The organism is Cognatishimia sp., from assembly GCF_049116455.1.
Classification (GTDB): domain Bacteria; phylum Pseudomonadota; class Alphaproteobacteria; order Rhodobacterales; family Rhodobacteraceae; genus Cognatishimia.
Window position 1 is genome coordinate 64,723 of record NZ_JAGDYW010000001.1, and the last position, 15,099, is coordinate 79,821.

The following is a 15,099-nucleotide window of genomic DNA, read 5'->3' on the forward strand; positions in this document are numbered from 1 at the left end:
ATGGATACGGCCACCATCCTCTTAATTGCGATGCTTCTGGATGCCATCTTTGGAGAACCAAAATGGCTTTGGGATCGCGTTGCGCACCCCGCAGTCCTGATGGGCAAAATCATCGGCTGGGCAGATCAGAGACTAAACAATGGCAATGCCCGCGCTAAGGGCATCGTCGTATTGGTTGCGCTAGTGCTTGGCGGTTGGTGGATCGGTGGCATCATCGAATGGTTTGGCGCGCTACCAACTGTGCTATTGGCCGCCATTTTGATCGCACAAAAATCACTCGTTGATCATGTCAAAGCTGTTGGCCAAGCCCTGCGCCGGTCGGTTTCCGAAGGCCAAATAGAGGTCGCCAAAATCGTAGGTCGTGACACAAAAGAGATGTCTGAACCCGAAGTTGCACGCGCAGCCATCGAAAGCGCCGCTGAAAACCTATCAGACGGCGTGAATGCCCCAGTGTTCTGGTTTCTGATCGCGGGCCTACCCGGACTGCTGGTTTACAAAGCAGTGAATACAGCTGACTCCATGATCGGCTACAAAAACGAAAAATATGAAGATTTCGGTTGGGCCTCTGCCCGCTTTGACGACTTGTTGAACTGGATTCCGGCTCGCCTCACGGCATTCCTGATTATGCTCAGCAAAGCAGATTTCACATTCGGGGCGAGCTTACGCGAAGATGCGCAACTTCATCGCAGCCCAAACGCGGGTTGGCCTGAGGCTGCCATGGCTCGGGTCCTTGATATAGCCCTGTCAGGTCCACGTTCTTATGACGGTGAAATGCGCGAGTTTCCTTATGTGAATGAATTCGGCCGTCGCACAATCGGGGCAAATGACATCGATCAAGCCACCGCTATCCTATGGCGCAGTTGGGCCATCATGCTGGCTGCCGTCGTCGTGATCGCCCTGATCTAACGGTTGAGCCTCCGTTTAAAACCGCTACTCTGCGACCAAATTCCCTTATCGAGTTTCTAAAGAGGACCTACATGCGTTTTGCTCTTACCTTAGCTGGCTTCTGCCTGTCCGCCACTGCAGCCTTGGCCAATACGCCCTGTGGCGGGCCCTTTTCTGGGTTCGTCGGAGACCTGAAAAAAGAGGCCGTCGCCCAAGGTCACGACCGCAAAACCGTAAACACCTTTTTTGCCAACGTCTCCAAAGATCAACGCACCTTAAAAGCCGACCGCGCGCAGGGCGTTTTTCAGAAACCGTTTCTAGAATTTTCACAACGCTTGATCAGCTCACACCGTTTGAACCGGGGCAAATCCAAAGGCAATCAACACGCAAACACCTTTGCACGGATCGAGCAAAATTACGGTGTGTCTCGCGGAGTTCTACTGGCGTTCTGGGCCTTTGAAACCGATTTCGGCGGGTTCCAAGGCGATTTCAACACGTTGAACTCGCTTGTGACGTTGGCGCATGATTGCCGCCGACCAGAGCTGTTTCGACCGCAGGTCTTTGCTGCACTGAAGCTTTATGAAAGCGGTGATTTCTCTCCAACCAAAACCACGGGTGCTTGGGCTGGCGAAATCGGCATGGTGCAGATGCTGCCTCATGACATTCTGATCAACGGTGTGGATGGTGACGGTGATGGAAAAGTCCGTCTGAAAACCTCGGCCACCGACGCGTTGATGTCTGGGGGTAAAATGCTTCAACACCTCGGTTGGCAGAAAGGCCAGCCTTGGCTGCAAGAAGTCACAGTTCCAGCAAAGATGGATTGGTCGCAATCCGGCCTAAACACCAAGAAGTCCACTAACGAATGGGCAAGTCTTGGCGTGAAACCACGGCAAGGCAAGCTGGCCAATCTGCCAGCCTCTTTGATTTTGCCACAGGGCCACAAAGGGCCAGCCTTCCTCGCTTACCCGAATTTCGACGTTTATTTCGAGTGGAACCAAAGCTTTATCTACGTGACCACGGCTGCCTATTTTGCAACCCGCCTAGAAGGCGCTGCGCCTTATAACACAGGCAATCCTGACACAGGTCTGAGCGGTCAGCAGATGAAACAGCTGCAACGCAAACTGCAATCCAAAGGTTATGACGTGGGCAAGGTTGACGGCATTCTTGGTGCGAAAACCCGTGACGCCGTTCAGCGCGAACAACAACGCCTTGGGATGCCAGCAGATGCATGGCCAACACCTAAGCTACTAAGCCGTCTTTAAGTCTACTAAGGCCGAAGCGGGAAACGATCTCCGGCTTCGGTCAACAGAACCAATCCTGCGCCTGACAACACAAAGCGGTCGCAGCGCTTGAAACCATTGACATAGTCAATGCAGACTACCCCGTTTGGATGCAGCTCAAAATACCCGTAGGCCGTGCCGCCACCATCATACGTGTAGGTATAGCGCCCATCGTCATAAAATTCACTTTTGCCATTGTCGTAGAAAATGATCGTTTGACCGACGATGCGATCCGCCAGTTCACTTTCCGAAAGGAGCTGATCGGTTGCCCTCGCGTTCCAATCCTGCGCCATCAACGGTGTCGCGGTCAGCATCAAACTCAATAAGATTCTGTTCATATTCGCCTGCCCCTTTCCAAGCAGCGTAGCGAATAAAAGTTGAACTGCGCGTCACGATCAGGTGACTAGGCCACCAAAGTTTCAGCTGCCTTCAGATCGACGCTGACCAATTGGCTAACGCCCTGTTCCTGCATGGTCACACCAAACAGTCGATCCATACGCGCCATGGTCACGGCATGGTGCGTGATGATCAGGAAACGCGTATCTGTTTGCCGGCACATTTCATCAAGCAGGTCACAGAAACGCGTGACGTTTGCGTCATCCAGCGGCGCGTCGACTTCGTCCAACACACAGATTGGCGCTGGGTTCGCCAAGAACACCGCAAAGATCAGCGCCATAGCAGTCAGAGTCTGCTCACCACCAGAAAGCAACGACAAAGTCGACAGCTTCTTGCCCGGCGGTTGGCACATGATCTCCAGCCCTGCATCCAGTGGATCTTCGCTTTCCACCAAAACCAGATTGGCTTCACCACCACCAAAGAGATGTTTGAACAACATGGCGAAGTTTGTGTTCACCTGTTCAAAGGCCGTCAGCAAACGCTCGCGCCCTTCTGAGTTCAAACTTGCGATACCTGACCGTAGCGTGCGAATAGCCTCTTCGAGATCCTGCTTTTCGGTCACCAAGGTCGCGTGTTCTTCTTGAACTTCACGACTGTCCTCTTCGGCACGCAGGTTCACAGCCCCCAAAGCGTCGCGCTGGCGTTTCAAGCGGTTTACATCGGCCTCAATCGTATGGCTCGCTGGCATGTCGTCGGGCGCGACATCTATGCTTTCCAACAAGCCTTCAGGAGTCAGCTCCATTTCATCGCGAATTCGTTCAGCAGCGGCCCCGACGGTTTCTTGTGCCGCATCTGTCAAAGCCTCAGCACGCGCCCGGCTTTCACGTGCTTCAGAGGCTGCGCGTTCTGCCTCACGTTCCGCTTTCTCTGCTTCACGCAGCGACGTCTCCGCTTCTGACAAGGCATCCGAAGCCTCTTTGCACCGCATCTCTGCAGTCTCGATGGCAGAGGTGAGCTCTTCGCGCTTTTCTGCAATCTCTTCAGGTGCAAGCTGCGCTTCTTCCAACTCCATCTCTGACGATGTCTTACGTTCCGCGAGCTCCCCGGTGCGCTTCTCAGCGGTTTCTAGGCGATGTTTCCAACCTGAAATTTCTTTGGTGACTTGCTGACTGCGCCCTAACCGACTTTCGCCCTCGCGGCGCAGCTCATCATGCGCTGAACGCTTAGACATCATTGTGATCCGCGCGGCTTCGACGGTCATCTTGATGTCTTCTACTTTGGCCCGCGCAGCATCCAAATCCCCCAGGTCCTGCATTGCACGTTGCGCTTCCTGCAGGCGCCCCCGGGATTCCAAGGCCTCCTCTTCGTGACGACGTACGGCATCCCCTAAAGTTTCAAGCTTGCCCTCTGCCAGATTACGATCGGCTTCTGCACGGCTTAGTGCACGAGCCGCATCCGCCACTGCACGATCAGCAACCTTACGGGCTTCCCGCGCACGTCGGTCTGCTTCGGCCAGTTCTTTCAAGCGCGTTTGCAACGCTTCATGAGCTTGAACTGCACCATCGGCCCGCGCTGTCGCGCGCGCCATTTCCTGCTTGAGCTCTTCCAATCGGTTCAGCTGTTGCAAGCGCAGAGCGGCGGCACTTGGTGCATCCTCGGCCCAAGCCCTATAGCCGTCCCAACGCCACAAGTCGCCTTCCAAAGACACCAAACGCTGACCGGGTTTCAACAAAGGCTGAACCTCAAGCGCATCCTCGGTGGCCACCAAACCAATCTGGCTCATGCGGCGCTCCAGCACCTCAGGCACCGAGACGTGCTGAACCAAGGATGTCACCCCATCTGGCAGCTCTTGATCGCTGTCATAAGGCGGCAAAACATGCCAGCCAGACGGGCCGTCTTCGTCAACTTCGGGTGCGCGCAGATCATCTGCCAGCGCAGCCCCCAAGGCTTTTTCAAATCCTTGCTGCACTTGCAGACGATCCAAAATCTGACCGCCTTCAGCGGTGTCGCGCTCTACCAATTTCGCCAGCGCCGTGACTTCAGCCCTCAGGGCATTCAACTCACCTTCGGCTTCCGAACGTTCAGCCCGAGCATCTGCTTCGCGCGATTGGGTTTCCGCGCGCGCCTCTTCGGCCATGGTCAATGCATCTTCGACCTCAGAAGCTTGCTCAACCGCTGCTGCCTCTGCGCTTTGTGCAGATGCGAAATCGTGTTCTGCATTTTCCAATGCAGATTGGCTGGCCGTAACAGCCATCCGGGCTTTTTCAGCTTCGGCTTCGCTTTTTTCCTGTTGCCGCTGTGTATCTGTCAGCAATCGCTGTGCAGATTGATGCCGCGCCGCCAAGCGCGCCACGTCTTCGGTCAACTCAGACAAATCACTTTCACGATCCTGAAGCAATGAAGCTGCTTCACGGGATTCATCCGCAGCGTTTTCTAGGCGATCATCATGCCCTTCAGCAGCTTTTGCCAACTCACGTTGCTCCCATTCAAGCTGCTGAATGGTTTCGCCCGCATCACGGTTTAGCCCGCCTTCGCGTTCGATATCTTTGGCCAACTGTTCAATTCGGTTGGTCAAGGTAAAGATGATCTGGCGTGCGTGATCTTCCTGATCTTTTAGGCTGTCCCTTTGTACCTGAAGACGTTGCAGAATCGCCGCGGCAACCGCTTCTTCTTCACGCAACGGAGGCAATTTCTCATCCAAGGTTTCCCGTGTCTTGGCAGCCAAGCGCGCGGCAGATTCCCCCTGCGCTGCCAACACCGTCCGGCTGCGAAGTTCTTCGTCTGCCTTTGCACGCGCCTCTTCAGCATCACGCCACCGACGGTAAAGCAGCATGCCCTCTGATTGTCGCAGCTCTGCACCGATGGCCTTATACCGTGCGGCTTGGCGTGCCTGTCGCGCAAGGCTGGAAAGCTGACTCGCCAATTGCTCAATCACATCATCGACACGCGTCAGATTGGATTCTGCGCTTTTCAGTTTAAGCTCGGCTTCGTGACGCCGTTGATAAAGCCCCGAGATGCCCGCGGCTTCTTCCAAAATACGACGACGCGCCTTTGGCTTTGAATTGATCAGTTCAGAAATCTGACCCTGCCGCACCAAGGCTGGCGAATGCGCACCGGTAGAGGCATCCGCAAACAGCATTTGCACATCGCGTGCCCGCACATCTTTAGTGTTAACCTTATAGGCCGACCCCACGTCACGCGTGATCCTGCGGGTGATCTCAAGATTATCGTCATCATTGAAACCTGCGGGTGCAAGGCGTTCATCATTGTCGATTTGCAGTGCCACTTCGGCGAAGTTGCGTGCCGGGCGCGTGGCTGCACCTGCAAAAATAACATCCTCCATACCGCCACCGCGCATGGCAGTCGGGCGATTTTCACCCATCACCCAGCGTAGCGCTTCAAGCAGATTGGACTTGCCACAGCCATTTGGTCCCACCACCCCAGTCAAGCCATCGGCAATGATCAGGTCGGTCGGATCCACGAAGCTTTTAAAGCCGGTCAATCGAAGTTTGGAAAAGCGCAAATGGCGAGTTCCTGTGATTCCTAGTCCACTCAGAGTGCGAAGCCCAGGCCTTACAAGTCAACGTTTTTCCCCCGAATATGGGGCATTTGGCCGAGTTATCCACAAGATATTGCGAATATCACAATCATTGCCATGGAATTTCGACATACACCCAATATGCCCTTTCCATGAGCATTTGGAGTTTCTACCAGCGCTTTGACCCAGCGTATTCATTGAAAAACTGGACCTAGGTGCACATCCCTGCAACATAGGGTGCCACGAAGAGCGAGGACGACAAAATGACAAAACTTGAGGTCACACGCGGCGATCCCAGGGACCCAGAAGCGACCGCGCTTCTTCAACAAAGCCATGCGTTGATGCAAGAGCTGTTTGATCCTGAAGATAATCACTATCTGGAAATCGGTGCTCTATGTGTGCCAGACATTCATTTTTTTGTTGCCCGAACATACGGTAAAATCCTCGGTTGCGCGGCGCTTGCCAACAAAGGCCAGTATGGTGAAATAAAATCTATGTTTGTCGATGCTGAGGCGCGGGGCACCGGGCTTGCGGATGCATTGATGGAAGCTCTGATTCAAGATGCGCGCGGGCAGTCGCTGGCAGTGATCAAATTGGAAACCGGTGATTTGCTGCAAGCGGCGCATCGGTTGTATGCGCGACATGGTTTTGCTGAATGTGGCCCGTTTGGTGACTACCAGGAAAACAAATCATCCATATTTATGGCGAAAGAGCTTTCAGCTCAGTAGCACTCCAGCAAAATGTCGCTCCAACCGCCCCACCGCGAGGGGCTGCTTTGGCCATCACAAATCAAAGAGCGGCGTGGCGGAGCAGTCCATTTTGCCCATTCCCCAACCTTTAATGGCTTGGAGCAATCCAGCTGCCCAACCATAACGGCAACGTCGCCGTAGATTTCGGTCACAGGGCAATGCGCGGCTTCTTCAATCGCACGTTCAGCCTGTCTTGAAATCACACGAATGTCCGGCTTTTTTGCAAAATTGGTGCGAATGACTTGCGCCCTATCGCCTTTTACATGAACCGAAAATGAATGACCGCCGATCTCATGCACGGATTTTTCGCCGTCCATAAATTCAATCGACGGTGAATCACAGGCCACCAGCCCCAACAAAACAAAAGAGCAAAGAAAATACCGCATGCATCCTCTTTGCCCAATCTTGCTTAATAAGTGATTAAGCTCTCAAAGGACGGTCTTAATCACTTTACTCAAACGACGAATACCTTCGCGGATAGTTTCTTGATCCGCGCAGGAAAAGCTTAAACGCATTGTGTTGCGACCCGATCCATCTGCAAAAAAGGAATGACCCGGTACAAAAGCGACGTTTTCCGTTTCAATCGCAATCTTGAAAACCTCTGTCGTATCGACATGAGCAGGCAAGGTCATCCAGACAAACATGCCCCCTTCGGGCTTGGTCCACTCGACACCTTCAGGCATCATCTCAACCAAGGCCGCCAACATGGCATCGCGCCGTTCAGAGTACACACGGTGCAACGTGTCCACATGTTCATCAAAGTAGGCCTCTGCAACCTGGGCCATCGCCATTTGGTTAACTGTGGACACATGCAAATCCCCTGCTTGCTTCAACAGGACCATCTGCGAAATCAAAGGTTCAGCTGCGCAGACCCAACCGATGCGCAGACCCGGCGACAGAGTTTTCGAAAAACTGCCGCAATAAATGGTCCGGCACTCTTCAATGCTGCCTTTACGCTCAATCTCAAGCGCCAAGATTGGCGGGATAACCTCTCCGTCATAGCGCAGCGACTGATAGGCGGCATCTTCGATGATAACGCAATCCAATTCTTCAGCCGTATCAATCAGGTTTTCGCGGCCACGTCGATCGACGGTTTCACCGGTTGGGTTTGAGAAATCTGCTGAAAGGTATGCAAACTTAACGCGGCCCCCAGCAGCTTCGGCGTCAGATGCGAAGTCTGCGGCAGAACGGTTGCCATTAATGCTGAGTTTATCATAACGCGGCTCATAGGCATTAAACGCACCCAAAGCGCCTAGGTAGGTTGGCCAATTGACCAGCGCAGTATCACCCGGCGACAGCAACATCTTACCCAGATAGTCCAGCGCCTGTTGGGAGCCCGAGGTGATCATGATGTTGTCTTCGGTACAAGGCACACCGATCTTGCCCATTTCAGCTGCCAACCATTGACGCAAAGGGCGGAACCCTTCGCTGATCGAATACTGCAATGCTGTACCTGATGTTTCAGAATTCAACGCATCTTGAAAAGCCGCGCCAAATTGCTTTGCCGGAAAATAAGATGCATCCGGGATGCCGCCTGCGAAGGAAATCACCCCTGGTCGATCCAAGAGCTTTAACAGTTCGCGAATTTCAGATGCCTTCATCCGCGATGCACGGGTGGCGAAATAGTGCTGGAAGTCCATCGAATCCTCTCCCTTCCAATGAATTGAAAGGACAGTAATACAGACCTAATTAATGTCAATAACTCTGTCCTAAATACAATCGACACGCGACGTCACTTGCGAGCGCCCATCAGCCGTGGTCAAATGACCTGACCAAAACATTCCGAGGCCCCATGCCCTTTCAAAAAGTTGTCCCCGAGAAACTGTCCACATCGGTTGTGAAGCAGATTGAACTTCTGATCCTTCGGGGCGTGCTGCGTCCAGGTGAACGCCTGCCTGCAGAAAGAGAACTCGCCGACAAATTAGGGGTATCACGCCCCAGTCTTCGCGAAGCCATCGCAGAGCTGCAGGAACGAGGCCTGTTGTCTGCGAAAGCCGGGGCCGGTGTGTTTGTTGCTGATGTCTTGGGCAATGCATTTGCGCCCGCTTTGGTGAAACTTTTCGCAGCACATGAGGATGCGGTATTTGATTACGTTTCTTTCCGCAAAGACATGGAAGGCTTGGCCGCAGAACGGGCAGCGGTTTATGCATCAGACACGGATCTTCAGGTCATAGATTCAGTTTTCAAAAAGATGGAAGCCGCCCATCCAAAACGGAACCCAGCAGATGAAGCCCACCTGGATGCAGAGTTTCATTTGGCGATCATTGAAGCCAGCCACAATGTCATCATGCTGCATATGATGCGGTCGATGTATGATTTGCTGCGCGAAGGTGTCTTCTACAACCGATCAATGCTGTTCAAACACCGCGCCACACGGTCCGAACTTTTGGACCAACACCGGCTCATCAACGATGCGCTACAGGCGCGTGATGCAAAAGCCGCCCGCGCTGCCGTCGAAGAGCATCTAACATTTGTGGAACACTCATTGACGGATCACAGCAAATCTCTTCGCAACGAAGTGGTGGCACGTCAACGTTTGGAGCACGAACAAGCTCGAGGATAACAAAAAACCCGGCCGCTAAGGCCGGGTTCTTTAGATTTGAATGAAGCTCAGCTTAGTGCAGCTTCGCGTCAACCTCAGCAATCGCCGCGTCGATCAGCTTATTGCCGTCCGCCGCAGTAATGCCTTTCGCGATGACTTCGTTGGCAGCACCAACGGCAATCACGATCGCTTGGTCGCGTACTTCTTTCACAGCAGATGCTTGAGCAGATTCAATCTGATCTTCCGCAACGGCCAGACGGCGCGCGATGGATGTTTTTAGATCTTCTTTTGCTTGCTCAGCAGCAGCTTCAGCATCGGTCTTAGCTTGCGCTACGATACGGTCAGCCTGTTCCTGAACTTCTTTTTGCTTGCGCTCATAAGAGGCCAGGATGGTCTGTGCTTCTTCACGCAGAGCACGTGCTTCATCTAGCTCGGACTGAATGCCTTCGGCACGTTTGTCCAACATACCTGCAAGCATGCCCGGCACCTTGAACTTGATAAGAACAAGAATGAACAGGATGAAAGCAAGCAGCACAACGAAGTCTGTGTTGCCCAAAGAAAAGAACGGGCCAGACGCTGCAAAGGCAGGCGTCGCGGCGGTCAGGGCAAGAAGAGTAGCCAGTTTACGCATGTCTCTTACCCTTTCATCCGTGCTTCAACCGCAGCAGTGACAGCTTTGGCATCAGCCTTGCCGCCCAATGCGGATACGATTTCGTTTGCCGTGTCGGCTGCAACGTCGCGGATACTGTCCACTGCGCCTGCGCGGATTTCGGCGATTGCCTTTTCCGATTCAGCCGCTTTGGCAGAAATCTCTGCGTCCGCTTTCGCGGTTGCTGCATCCAGGCCGGCCTGAATGTCTGCTTTTGCTTCAGCAACGATACGCTGTGCTTCCGCACGTGCATCTTGAAGCGCCTTGTTATAGGCCTCTTCTGCTTCAGCAGCTTTCGCCTTCAGCTCTTCAGCTGCGGCGATGTCATTGGTAATGGTCCCCTGACGCTCGGCCAGAACCGCGGCAATACGCGGAAGCGCGATGCGCGACAGGACGAAGTAGATCACAACAAGTGTGACCAAAAGCCAGAAGATCTGGTTGCCCCAGTTCGAGAAATCCAGCTGTGGCATGCCGGGTGCGGATGCAGCCTCGGCGGCGTTTGTATCAGTCGCCATAACGTCCTCCTGGGAACTTCCGTTTGATTACGGGTGGGGCGTCAAGCGCGCCCACCCGCACGTAAGGATGGTTCCGCTAGATTAGACGGCGAACATCAGCAGAAGTGCAACCAGGAACGAGAAGATGCCCAGTGCTTCTGCGAACGCGATACCGATGAACAGTGTCGCTGTTTGGGATGCTGCTGCGGATGGGTTGCGCAGTGCGCCTGCCAGGTAGTTACCTGCAACGTTACCAACACCGATAGCTGCTGCGCCGGAACCGATTGCTGCAAGACCTGCGCCGATGTGTGCGAGTTGACCTTCCATGGTGAATTCTCCTTACGTTGGAAGTTAATAGATAGATAGATGTTCGACTTGCCGTAGGCCGGGCTTCAGCCCGGCACCACGTTGTTAGTGCGATGGATGCAGTGCGTCCTTCAGGTAAACACAAGTCAGAATGGTGAAGACGTAGGCCTGAATGAAGGCCACCAAGACCTCAAGACCGTACATTGCAGTGATTGCGACCACGGACACCGGGGAAACCACGGCGATGGCTGCGAAACCTGCGAAAACTTTGATAACAGCGTGGCCCGCCATAACGTTGCCCGCCAAACGAATAGAGTGGCTCACTGGACGCACGAAGTAAGAGATCAATTCGATGATCGCCAGAATTGGTCGCAATGGCAGAGGTGCTGAGCTGACCCAGAACAGGCCCAGAAAGCCTAGGCCGTTTTTCACGAAACCAACAATGGTCACGGTCAGGAAAACCAGCAGCGCCAGGACAACAGTCACAGCAAAGTGCGAAGTGGTTGTAAAGGACATCGGCAGCAAGCCAAGGAAGTTGGCAAAGACGATGAACATGAAGAGCGTCATGATATATGGGAAGAATTTAATGGCATCTTTGCCAGCAACATCTTCAACCATTTTGTATACAAAACCGTAGGCCAGCTCTGCAACGGACTGACCGCGTCCAGGAACAATTTTGCGGCTGGATGTGCCGAAAACCATCAAAGCAACAACCGCTACGATCGATAGGGCCAACCACAGCGTAACGTTCGTAATGGTGAACATACCAATCGTGTCACCACCGAACAGCGGTTTCACAATGAACTGATCCATTGGGTGGAAAACAAGACCACCCTCTTCTGCGCCATGTGCTTCGCTCGCCACGTCTAGTCCCTCTCATCCTTCTCGGCCTGCTCGGCCAATTGTTTCGACTGGATTTCCTTCGCGCTGCGGATCATCACATTGACCCCGGCGGCAAAACCCAAAAATATGAACAGAATTAGGAAAATCGGCTTAGTCCCGAATAGGGTGTCTAGCCCCAACCCAACTCCGAAACCGATCAAAAGACCGGCAACTAGCTCAATCACCATCCGCCAGGCCAGCTGTGCCTGAGAATAGTGTTCCTCCATGTGGTCCTTGGGTGCCTGGGTCTTTTTGACCGCCTCGATCCGTTCCTCAAGCTGCTTAAGCCGCTCTGTGTCTTCAGGATCGGTCACGCGCATTCCCACTGGTTGAACTTGCGCGCATTCCTAGGCGGGTGAGGGCTATGAGTCAATGTGAGTCTTTAAGCGGCACAAATTCACCCTAAGTCAATGATAATTAATGTTTTATTTTGAGGGCGAATAAGTGAATTTCCTCACCATTCCGCCCCCAAACCTGTCAAAGGTGAGAATTACACGTATTCAACTATTTGGTTGAATATCGCGGCGTTTGAAAAACCGCCCATCTACAAAGAGCATCCCCACAAAAATCACTGCCATTCCCGCATATTGGATTGGCACAAGAATTTCGTTCAGGATCATCACTCCCAAAACAACAGACGCGACCGGCGCAATGAATGTGATGGTTGATGCCGTTGTGCCGCCCACTTTGGGGATGAGCCAAAACAGAAGAATGAATGCCGCAGAGGTCAGAACAAATCCGATCATCAATAATGCGTACCAAGTCTCGGCGTTGGTCACGGCGGGCAAGCCCTCAAACCCAATCGCGAATGGCGCGAGCATGACTGTAGCGATGGTAAGCGACCAGGTCGTCAAAAGCACGCGATCCATCTGGTCAAGGTAACGGATCAAGTTCAAGGCAATAGCATAGCAAAGCGGTGCAGCCATTGTTGCGAATAACGCGAAGGGATCTGACTCGCCTTGGCCTTGCAAAGCTGGCAAGGCAATCAACACAATCCCAAAAAAGCCAAACAAGACACCGATGCTTTTGAGAAAGGTGATCTTTTCACCCTGCGGCCAAAGATGGCTGACAATCACAACCATGATCGGCGTGACCGCATTTACGATGCCTGCAGCTGATGAGGTTATATACTGCTGCGTCAGCGGGTAAACAGTCAGCGGAATCGCATATTGGAAGGCACTGAAGAGAACAAGCACCAGCAGGCTCACCTGCCCTAACCCCAAAGATCCGCCATGCACGGTTTTCTGACCGATAAGCCAAATCCAGCATCCCAACGCCCCAAAACCAACCCGGCCAAAGCCGACCATCATCGGACCAAGCTCTCGCAAAAGAATTTCATTGAAAAAGAACGACGAACCCCACCCCGCTGCAAGTAGCAAAATGGCGGCCCAATAACGCAATGGCATAGCGACCTCGATAAATTGATACCGGAGCACTATGCAAGAATGGGGACCGCTGTCGACCCGTTCCATGCGGAATGGCTTTCACTTGCTGTTTCAGCCCTGTAGGATTGACGCCAATGAGCGACCTCGACACCAAATTTGCGGCCCTTGCCGATGCCACACGGCGCAGCATTCTTTCAATGTTGCTTGAGGACGACATGGCGGTGACAGATGTAGCTGAACCGTTTGATATGTCGCTCGCTGCGATTTCCAAACATCTGATGATCCTCGCCAATGCAGGATTGATCAGCCAGGAAAAACGTGGCCGCGTGAAATGGTGCAAGCTGGAACCTGACGCCCTAAAGGGCGCCAGCGTTTGGATGCAAGGATTTGGGCAATTTGAACCGGTGAACTTGGATGCGTTCGAGAGGTTTCTAGAAACCGAGCTGCCAAGTTCAGATGCGAATAGCGCGCCTGACTAGCTTTATTCCCAGCTCAGCGCCTTCTCTTTTAAGAAGTTCAAAAACGCCTGCACCTTAACTGTTCTATGCAAATCCACGTGGGTCACAAGCCAGACTGCACCATGCCATTCCGCTTCAGGTTTCCAAACCTCATGCAAACCATCTTGATCGCGCGAAAACCACTTAGGTAAAAAACCTATGCCCGACCCCTGCAATACGGCTTGTTCAATGGCGGCGGCATCAGTTGCGCGAAAACTGATATTCTCACGCGGGACGACATTGGACAGCCACTGATAAAATGGTGCGCGGCTTTTCTCATTGTCAACGCCGACAAACCTGTGGTTTCTGAAATCTTCCAAAGTTTCGGGCTTTCCATGCTCTTTGACGTAAGCATCTGTCGCATAAAGTCCCACCTGCATGGTCGCCAAATCTTGCACAACGTTATCAGGTTCCTGCGGCACAGCCCCGGCCCGAATGGCCACGTGAGCCTCACCATATTCCAAGCGAAAAACCCGGTCATCAGTCAGGTACCTGATCGTCAAGCCGGGATGAATTTTCTGAAATTCCGCCAAAATAGGCGTGACCAACCGGGACATCGTTGCCAATGACGTCACAACGAGCTCACCGCTCACGTCGTTTCCGCGTCCTTTAATACGACCTTCCAGCTGACCGAACTGATCGTCTGTTGCCTGACCAACGCGCATCATGTCCTGACCTGCTTCGGTAGGTGTGTAACCTCGAGCGTGGCGTTGGAAAAGTTTCACACCCAGCCGCGCCTCAAGCGCATCGATATGCCGTATGACTGTCGCATGATGAACGCCAAGTACCTCTGCAGCGCCACTGACTGTGCCGTGCCGCGCCACTTGATAGGCGGTTCGAATTTCATCCCAGTTATCCATCAATCACCTTTAAGTCCAAGCAATACTTAATGTGCATAATATCACACTCAGAGTTCATTTTGAGAGATTGAGTTTAAATTTGCAATGCTCAAATCTACCGGCAGATCTGATTGAAGGAAAACAACATGACCAAGACAATCTTGCACATCGATGCATCTGCACGCCGTAACAGTTCTGTCTCGCGAGAGCTCTCCGCCAAATTGGTAACCGAGACCGGCGCCGAAAATGTGATCCGTCGCGATCTGAGCGAAGAAATACCTTACTTAAACGAAACTTGGGTTCAAGGTACTTTCACGCCTCCTGAGAACCGCAGTAAAGAGCAGGTCGCAGCGCTTGATTTCTCCGACACTTTGGTTGCCGAGCTCACAGCGGCAGATACAATTATCATCGGAACCCCGATCTACAACTTCAGTATCCCAGCGGTGCTTAAGGCCTGGATCGACCAGATCGCACGTGCCGGCGTGACGTTTAAATATACAGAGAATGGTCCAAAGGGGTTGCTGGAAGATAAAAAGGTTATCATCGCTGTAGCCAGCGGAGGCACAGCCATTGGCTCGGACTATGACTTTGCTTCGCCATATCTGAAATTCGCATTGGGTTTTCTAGGCATAACCGATGTCACAGTTCTGGATAAAACTGAAATCCTTGGCGCAGAAGCCGCATAAGAACGCATATTAAAGCCATCCCTTTGGGGCT

The 15,099-nt window shown here is 52.9% G+C and carries 17 protein-coding genes; 6 read left to right on the forward strand and 11 right to left on the reverse strand.

The window, feature by feature from the left end; genetic code table 11:
- Both cbiB and JXQ85_RS00340 read left to right on the forward strand, forming a co-directional pair.
- Complete coding sequence (gene cbiB / locus JXQ85_RS00335) at positions 1-906, forward strand: adenosylcobinamide-phosphate synthase CbiB (RefSeq protein ID WP_421746858.1); 906 nt, start codon at positions 1-3, stop codon at positions 904-906.
- A gap of 71 nt (positions 907-977) precedes the next feature.
- Positions 978-2,147: a lytic murein transglycosylase gene (locus JXQ85_RS00340; protein WP_421746859.1), complete on the forward strand. Its 1,170-nt coding sequence runs from the start codon at positions 978-980 to the stop codon at positions 2,145-2,147.
- Between the two features lie 5 nt (positions 2,148-2,152).
- On the opposite strand, the gene JXQ85_RS00345 is transcribed toward JXQ85_RS00340, so the two are convergent.
- Both JXQ85_RS00345 and smc read right to left on the reverse strand, forming a co-directional pair.
- The gene (locus JXQ85_RS00345) at positions 2,153-2,503 is read right to left on the reverse strand and encodes a hypothetical protein (RefSeq protein WP_421746860.1); all 351 of its coding nucleotides are present in this window, start codon (positions 2,501-2,503) and stop codon (positions 2,153-2,155) included.
- Between the two features lie 65 nt (positions 2,504-2,568).
- Positions 2,569-6,024 carry a chromosome segregation protein SMC gene (smc, locus tag JXQ85_RS00350; protein ID WP_421746861.1) on the reverse strand — a complete coding sequence of 1,152 codons (3,456 nt, stop codon included), beginning with the start codon at positions 6,022-6,024 and terminating at the stop codon, positions 2,569-2,571.
- A gap of 278 nt (positions 6,025-6,302) precedes the next feature.
- On the opposite strand from smc, the gene JXQ85_RS00355 reads away from it, so the two are divergent.
- Complete coding sequence (locus JXQ85_RS00355) at positions 6,303-6,767, forward strand: GNAT family N-acetyltransferase (protein ID WP_421746862.1); 465 nt, start codon at positions 6,303-6,305, stop codon at positions 6,765-6,767.
- Here the strand turns inward: JXQ85_RS00355 and JXQ85_RS00360 are convergent.
- Both JXQ85_RS00360 and JXQ85_RS00365 read right to left on the reverse strand, forming a co-directional pair.
- Positions 6,761-7,174, reverse strand: a complete 414-nt coding sequence (locus JXQ85_RS00360) for a hypothetical protein (protein ID WP_421746863.1) — start codon at positions 7,172-7,174, stop codon at positions 6,761-6,763. The two genes, JXQ85_RS00355 and JXQ85_RS00360, sit on opposite strands and share 7 nt — an antisense overlap.
- 42 nt (positions 7,175-7,216) lie before the next feature.
- Positions 7,217-8,428, reverse strand: coding sequence for a PLP-dependent aminotransferase family protein (locus JXQ85_RS00365; protein ID WP_421746864.1), 1,212 nt, complete (start codon positions 8,426-8,428; stop codon positions 7,217-7,219).
- A 152-nt stretch (positions 8,429-8,580) separates the two neighbouring features.
- Here JXQ85_RS00365 and JXQ85_RS00370 point away from each other — a divergent pair, with 152 nt between their 5' ends.
- On the forward strand, positions 8,581-9,351 hold the full coding sequence (locus tag JXQ85_RS00370; RefSeq protein WP_421746865.1) for a FadR/GntR family transcriptional regulator: 771 nt from the start codon (positions 8,581-8,583) through the stop codon (positions 9,349-9,351).
- A 52-nt stretch (positions 9,352-9,403) separates the two neighbouring features.
- On the opposite strand, the gene JXQ85_RS00375 is transcribed toward JXQ85_RS00370, so the two are convergent.
- The 6 genes from JXQ85_RS00375 to JXQ85_RS00400 form a co-directional block, all read right to left on the reverse strand.
- Positions 9,404-9,961, reverse strand: a complete 558-nt coding sequence (locus tag JXQ85_RS00375; protein WP_421746866.1) for a F0F1 ATP synthase subunit B — start codon at positions 9,959-9,961, stop codon at positions 9,404-9,406.
- 5 nt (positions 9,962-9,966) lie between these two features.
- On the reverse strand, positions 9,967-10,494 hold the full coding sequence (locus JXQ85_RS00380) for a F0F1 ATP synthase subunit B' (RefSeq protein ID WP_421746867.1): 528 nt from the start codon (positions 10,492-10,494) through the stop codon (positions 9,967-9,969).
- 81 nt (positions 10,495-10,575) lie between these two features.
- Positions 10,576-10,800 carry a F0F1 ATP synthase subunit C gene (locus JXQ85_RS00385; RefSeq protein ID WP_022572950.1) on the reverse strand — a complete coding sequence of 75 codons (225 nt, stop codon included), beginning with the start codon at positions 10,798-10,800 and terminating at the stop codon, positions 10,576-10,578.
- An 84-nt stretch (positions 10,801-10,884) separates the two neighbouring features.
- Positions 10,885-11,592, reverse strand: a complete 708-nt coding sequence (locus JXQ85_RS00390) for a F0F1 ATP synthase subunit A (RefSeq protein ID WP_421747453.1) — start codon at positions 11,590-11,592, stop codon at positions 10,885-10,887.
- A gap of 53 nt (positions 11,593-11,645) precedes the next feature.
- Positions 11,646-11,975 carry an AtpZ/AtpI family protein gene (locus JXQ85_RS00395; protein ID WP_421746868.1) on the reverse strand — a complete coding sequence of 110 codons (330 nt, stop codon included), beginning with the start codon at positions 11,973-11,975 and terminating at the stop codon, positions 11,646-11,648.
- Positions 11,976-12,161: 186 nt separating this feature from the next.
- Positions 12,162-13,067: a DMT family transporter gene (locus tag JXQ85_RS00400; protein WP_421746869.1), complete on the reverse strand. Its 906-nt coding sequence runs from the start codon at positions 13,065-13,067 to the stop codon at positions 12,162-12,164.
- Positions 13,068-13,180: 113 nt separating this feature from the next.
- On the opposite strand from JXQ85_RS00400, the gene JXQ85_RS00405 reads away from it, so the two are divergent.
- Positions 13,181-13,525: an ArsR/SmtB family transcription factor gene (locus JXQ85_RS00405; RefSeq protein ID WP_421746870.1), complete on the forward strand. Its 345-nt coding sequence runs from the start codon at positions 13,181-13,183 to the stop codon at positions 13,523-13,525.
- 2 nt (positions 13,526-13,527) lie between these two features.
- On the opposite strand, the gene JXQ85_RS00410 is transcribed toward JXQ85_RS00405, so the two are convergent.
- Positions 13,528-14,403 (reverse strand): LysR family transcriptional regulator, encoded by an 876-nt coding sequence (locus JXQ85_RS00410; RefSeq protein ID WP_421746871.1) that lies wholly within the window; start codon positions 14,401-14,403, stop codon positions 13,528-13,530.
- Positions 14,404-14,528: 125 nt separating this feature from the next.
- On the opposite strand from JXQ85_RS00410, the gene JXQ85_RS00415 reads away from it, so the two are divergent.
- Positions 14,529-15,068, forward strand: coding sequence for an FMN-dependent NADH-azoreductase (locus JXQ85_RS00415; protein ID WP_421746872.1), 540 nt, complete (start codon positions 14,529-14,531; stop codon positions 15,066-15,068).
- The last annotated feature ends 31 nt before the right edge of the window (positions 15,069-15,099 follow it).

What these genes read in the sequence shown, in the direction of transcription:
- JXQ85_RS00385 (WP_022572950.1), bottom strand. Translation starts at nt 10,800, where the DNA reads ATGGAAGGTCAACTCGCACACATCGGCGCAGGTCTTGCAGCAATCGGT.
- JXQ85_RS00390 (WP_421747453.1), bottom strand. Translation starts at nt 11,592, where the DNA reads ATGGATCAGTTCATTGTGAAACCGCTGTTCGGTGGTGACACGATTGGT.
- JXQ85_RS00410 (WP_421746871.1), bottom strand. Translation starts at nt 14,403, where the DNA reads ATGGATAACTGGGATGAAATTCGAACCGCCTATCAAGTGGCGCGGCAC.
- JXQ85_RS00345 (WP_421746860.1), bottom strand. Translation starts at nt 2,503, where the DNA reads ATGAACAGAATCTTATTGAGTTTGATGCTGACCGCGACACCGTTGATG.
- JXQ85_RS00355 (WP_421746862.1), top strand. Translation starts at nt 6,303, where the DNA reads ATGACAAAACTTGAGGTCACACGCGGCGATCCCAGGGACCCAGAAGCG.
- JXQ85_RS00380 (WP_421746867.1), bottom strand. Translation starts at nt 10,494, where the DNA reads ATGGCGACTGATACAAACGCCGCCGAGGCTGCATCCGCACCCGGCATG.
- JXQ85_RS00415 (WP_421746872.1), top strand. Translation starts at nt 14,529, where the DNA reads ATGACCAAGACAATCTTGCACATCGATGCATCTGCACGCCGTAACAGT.
- JXQ85_RS00360 (WP_421746863.1), bottom strand. Translation starts at nt 7,174, where the DNA reads ATGCGGTATTTTCTTTGCTCTTTTGTTTTGTTGGGGCTGGTGGCCTGT.
- JXQ85_RS00375 (WP_421746866.1), bottom strand. Translation starts at nt 9,961, where the DNA reads ATGCGTAAACTGGCTACTCTTCTTGCCCTGACCGCCGCGACGCCTGCC.
- JXQ85_RS00400 (WP_421746869.1), bottom strand. Translation starts at nt 13,067, where the DNA reads ATGCCATTGCGTTATTGGGCCGCCATTTTGCTACTTGCAGCGGGGTGG.
- JXQ85_RS00340 (WP_421746859.1), top strand. Translation starts at nt 978, where the DNA reads ATGCGTTTTGCTCTTACCTTAGCTGGCTTCTGCCTGTCCGCCACTGCA.
- JXQ85_RS00365 (WP_421746864.1), bottom strand. Translation starts at nt 8,428, where the DNA reads ATGGACTTCCAGCACTATTTCGCCACCCGTGCATCGCGGATGAAGGCA.
- JXQ85_RS00370 (WP_421746865.1), top strand. Translation starts at nt 8,581, where the DNA reads ATGCCCTTTCAAAAAGTTGTCCCCGAGAAACTGTCCACATCGGTTGTG.
- cbiB (WP_421746858.1), top strand. Translation starts at nt 1, where the DNA reads ATGGATACGGCCACCATCCTCTTAATTGCGATGCTTCTGGATGCCATC.
- JXQ85_RS00405 (WP_421746870.1), top strand. Translation starts at nt 13,181, where the DNA reads ATGAGCGACCTCGACACCAAATTTGCGGCCCTTGCCGATGCCACACGG.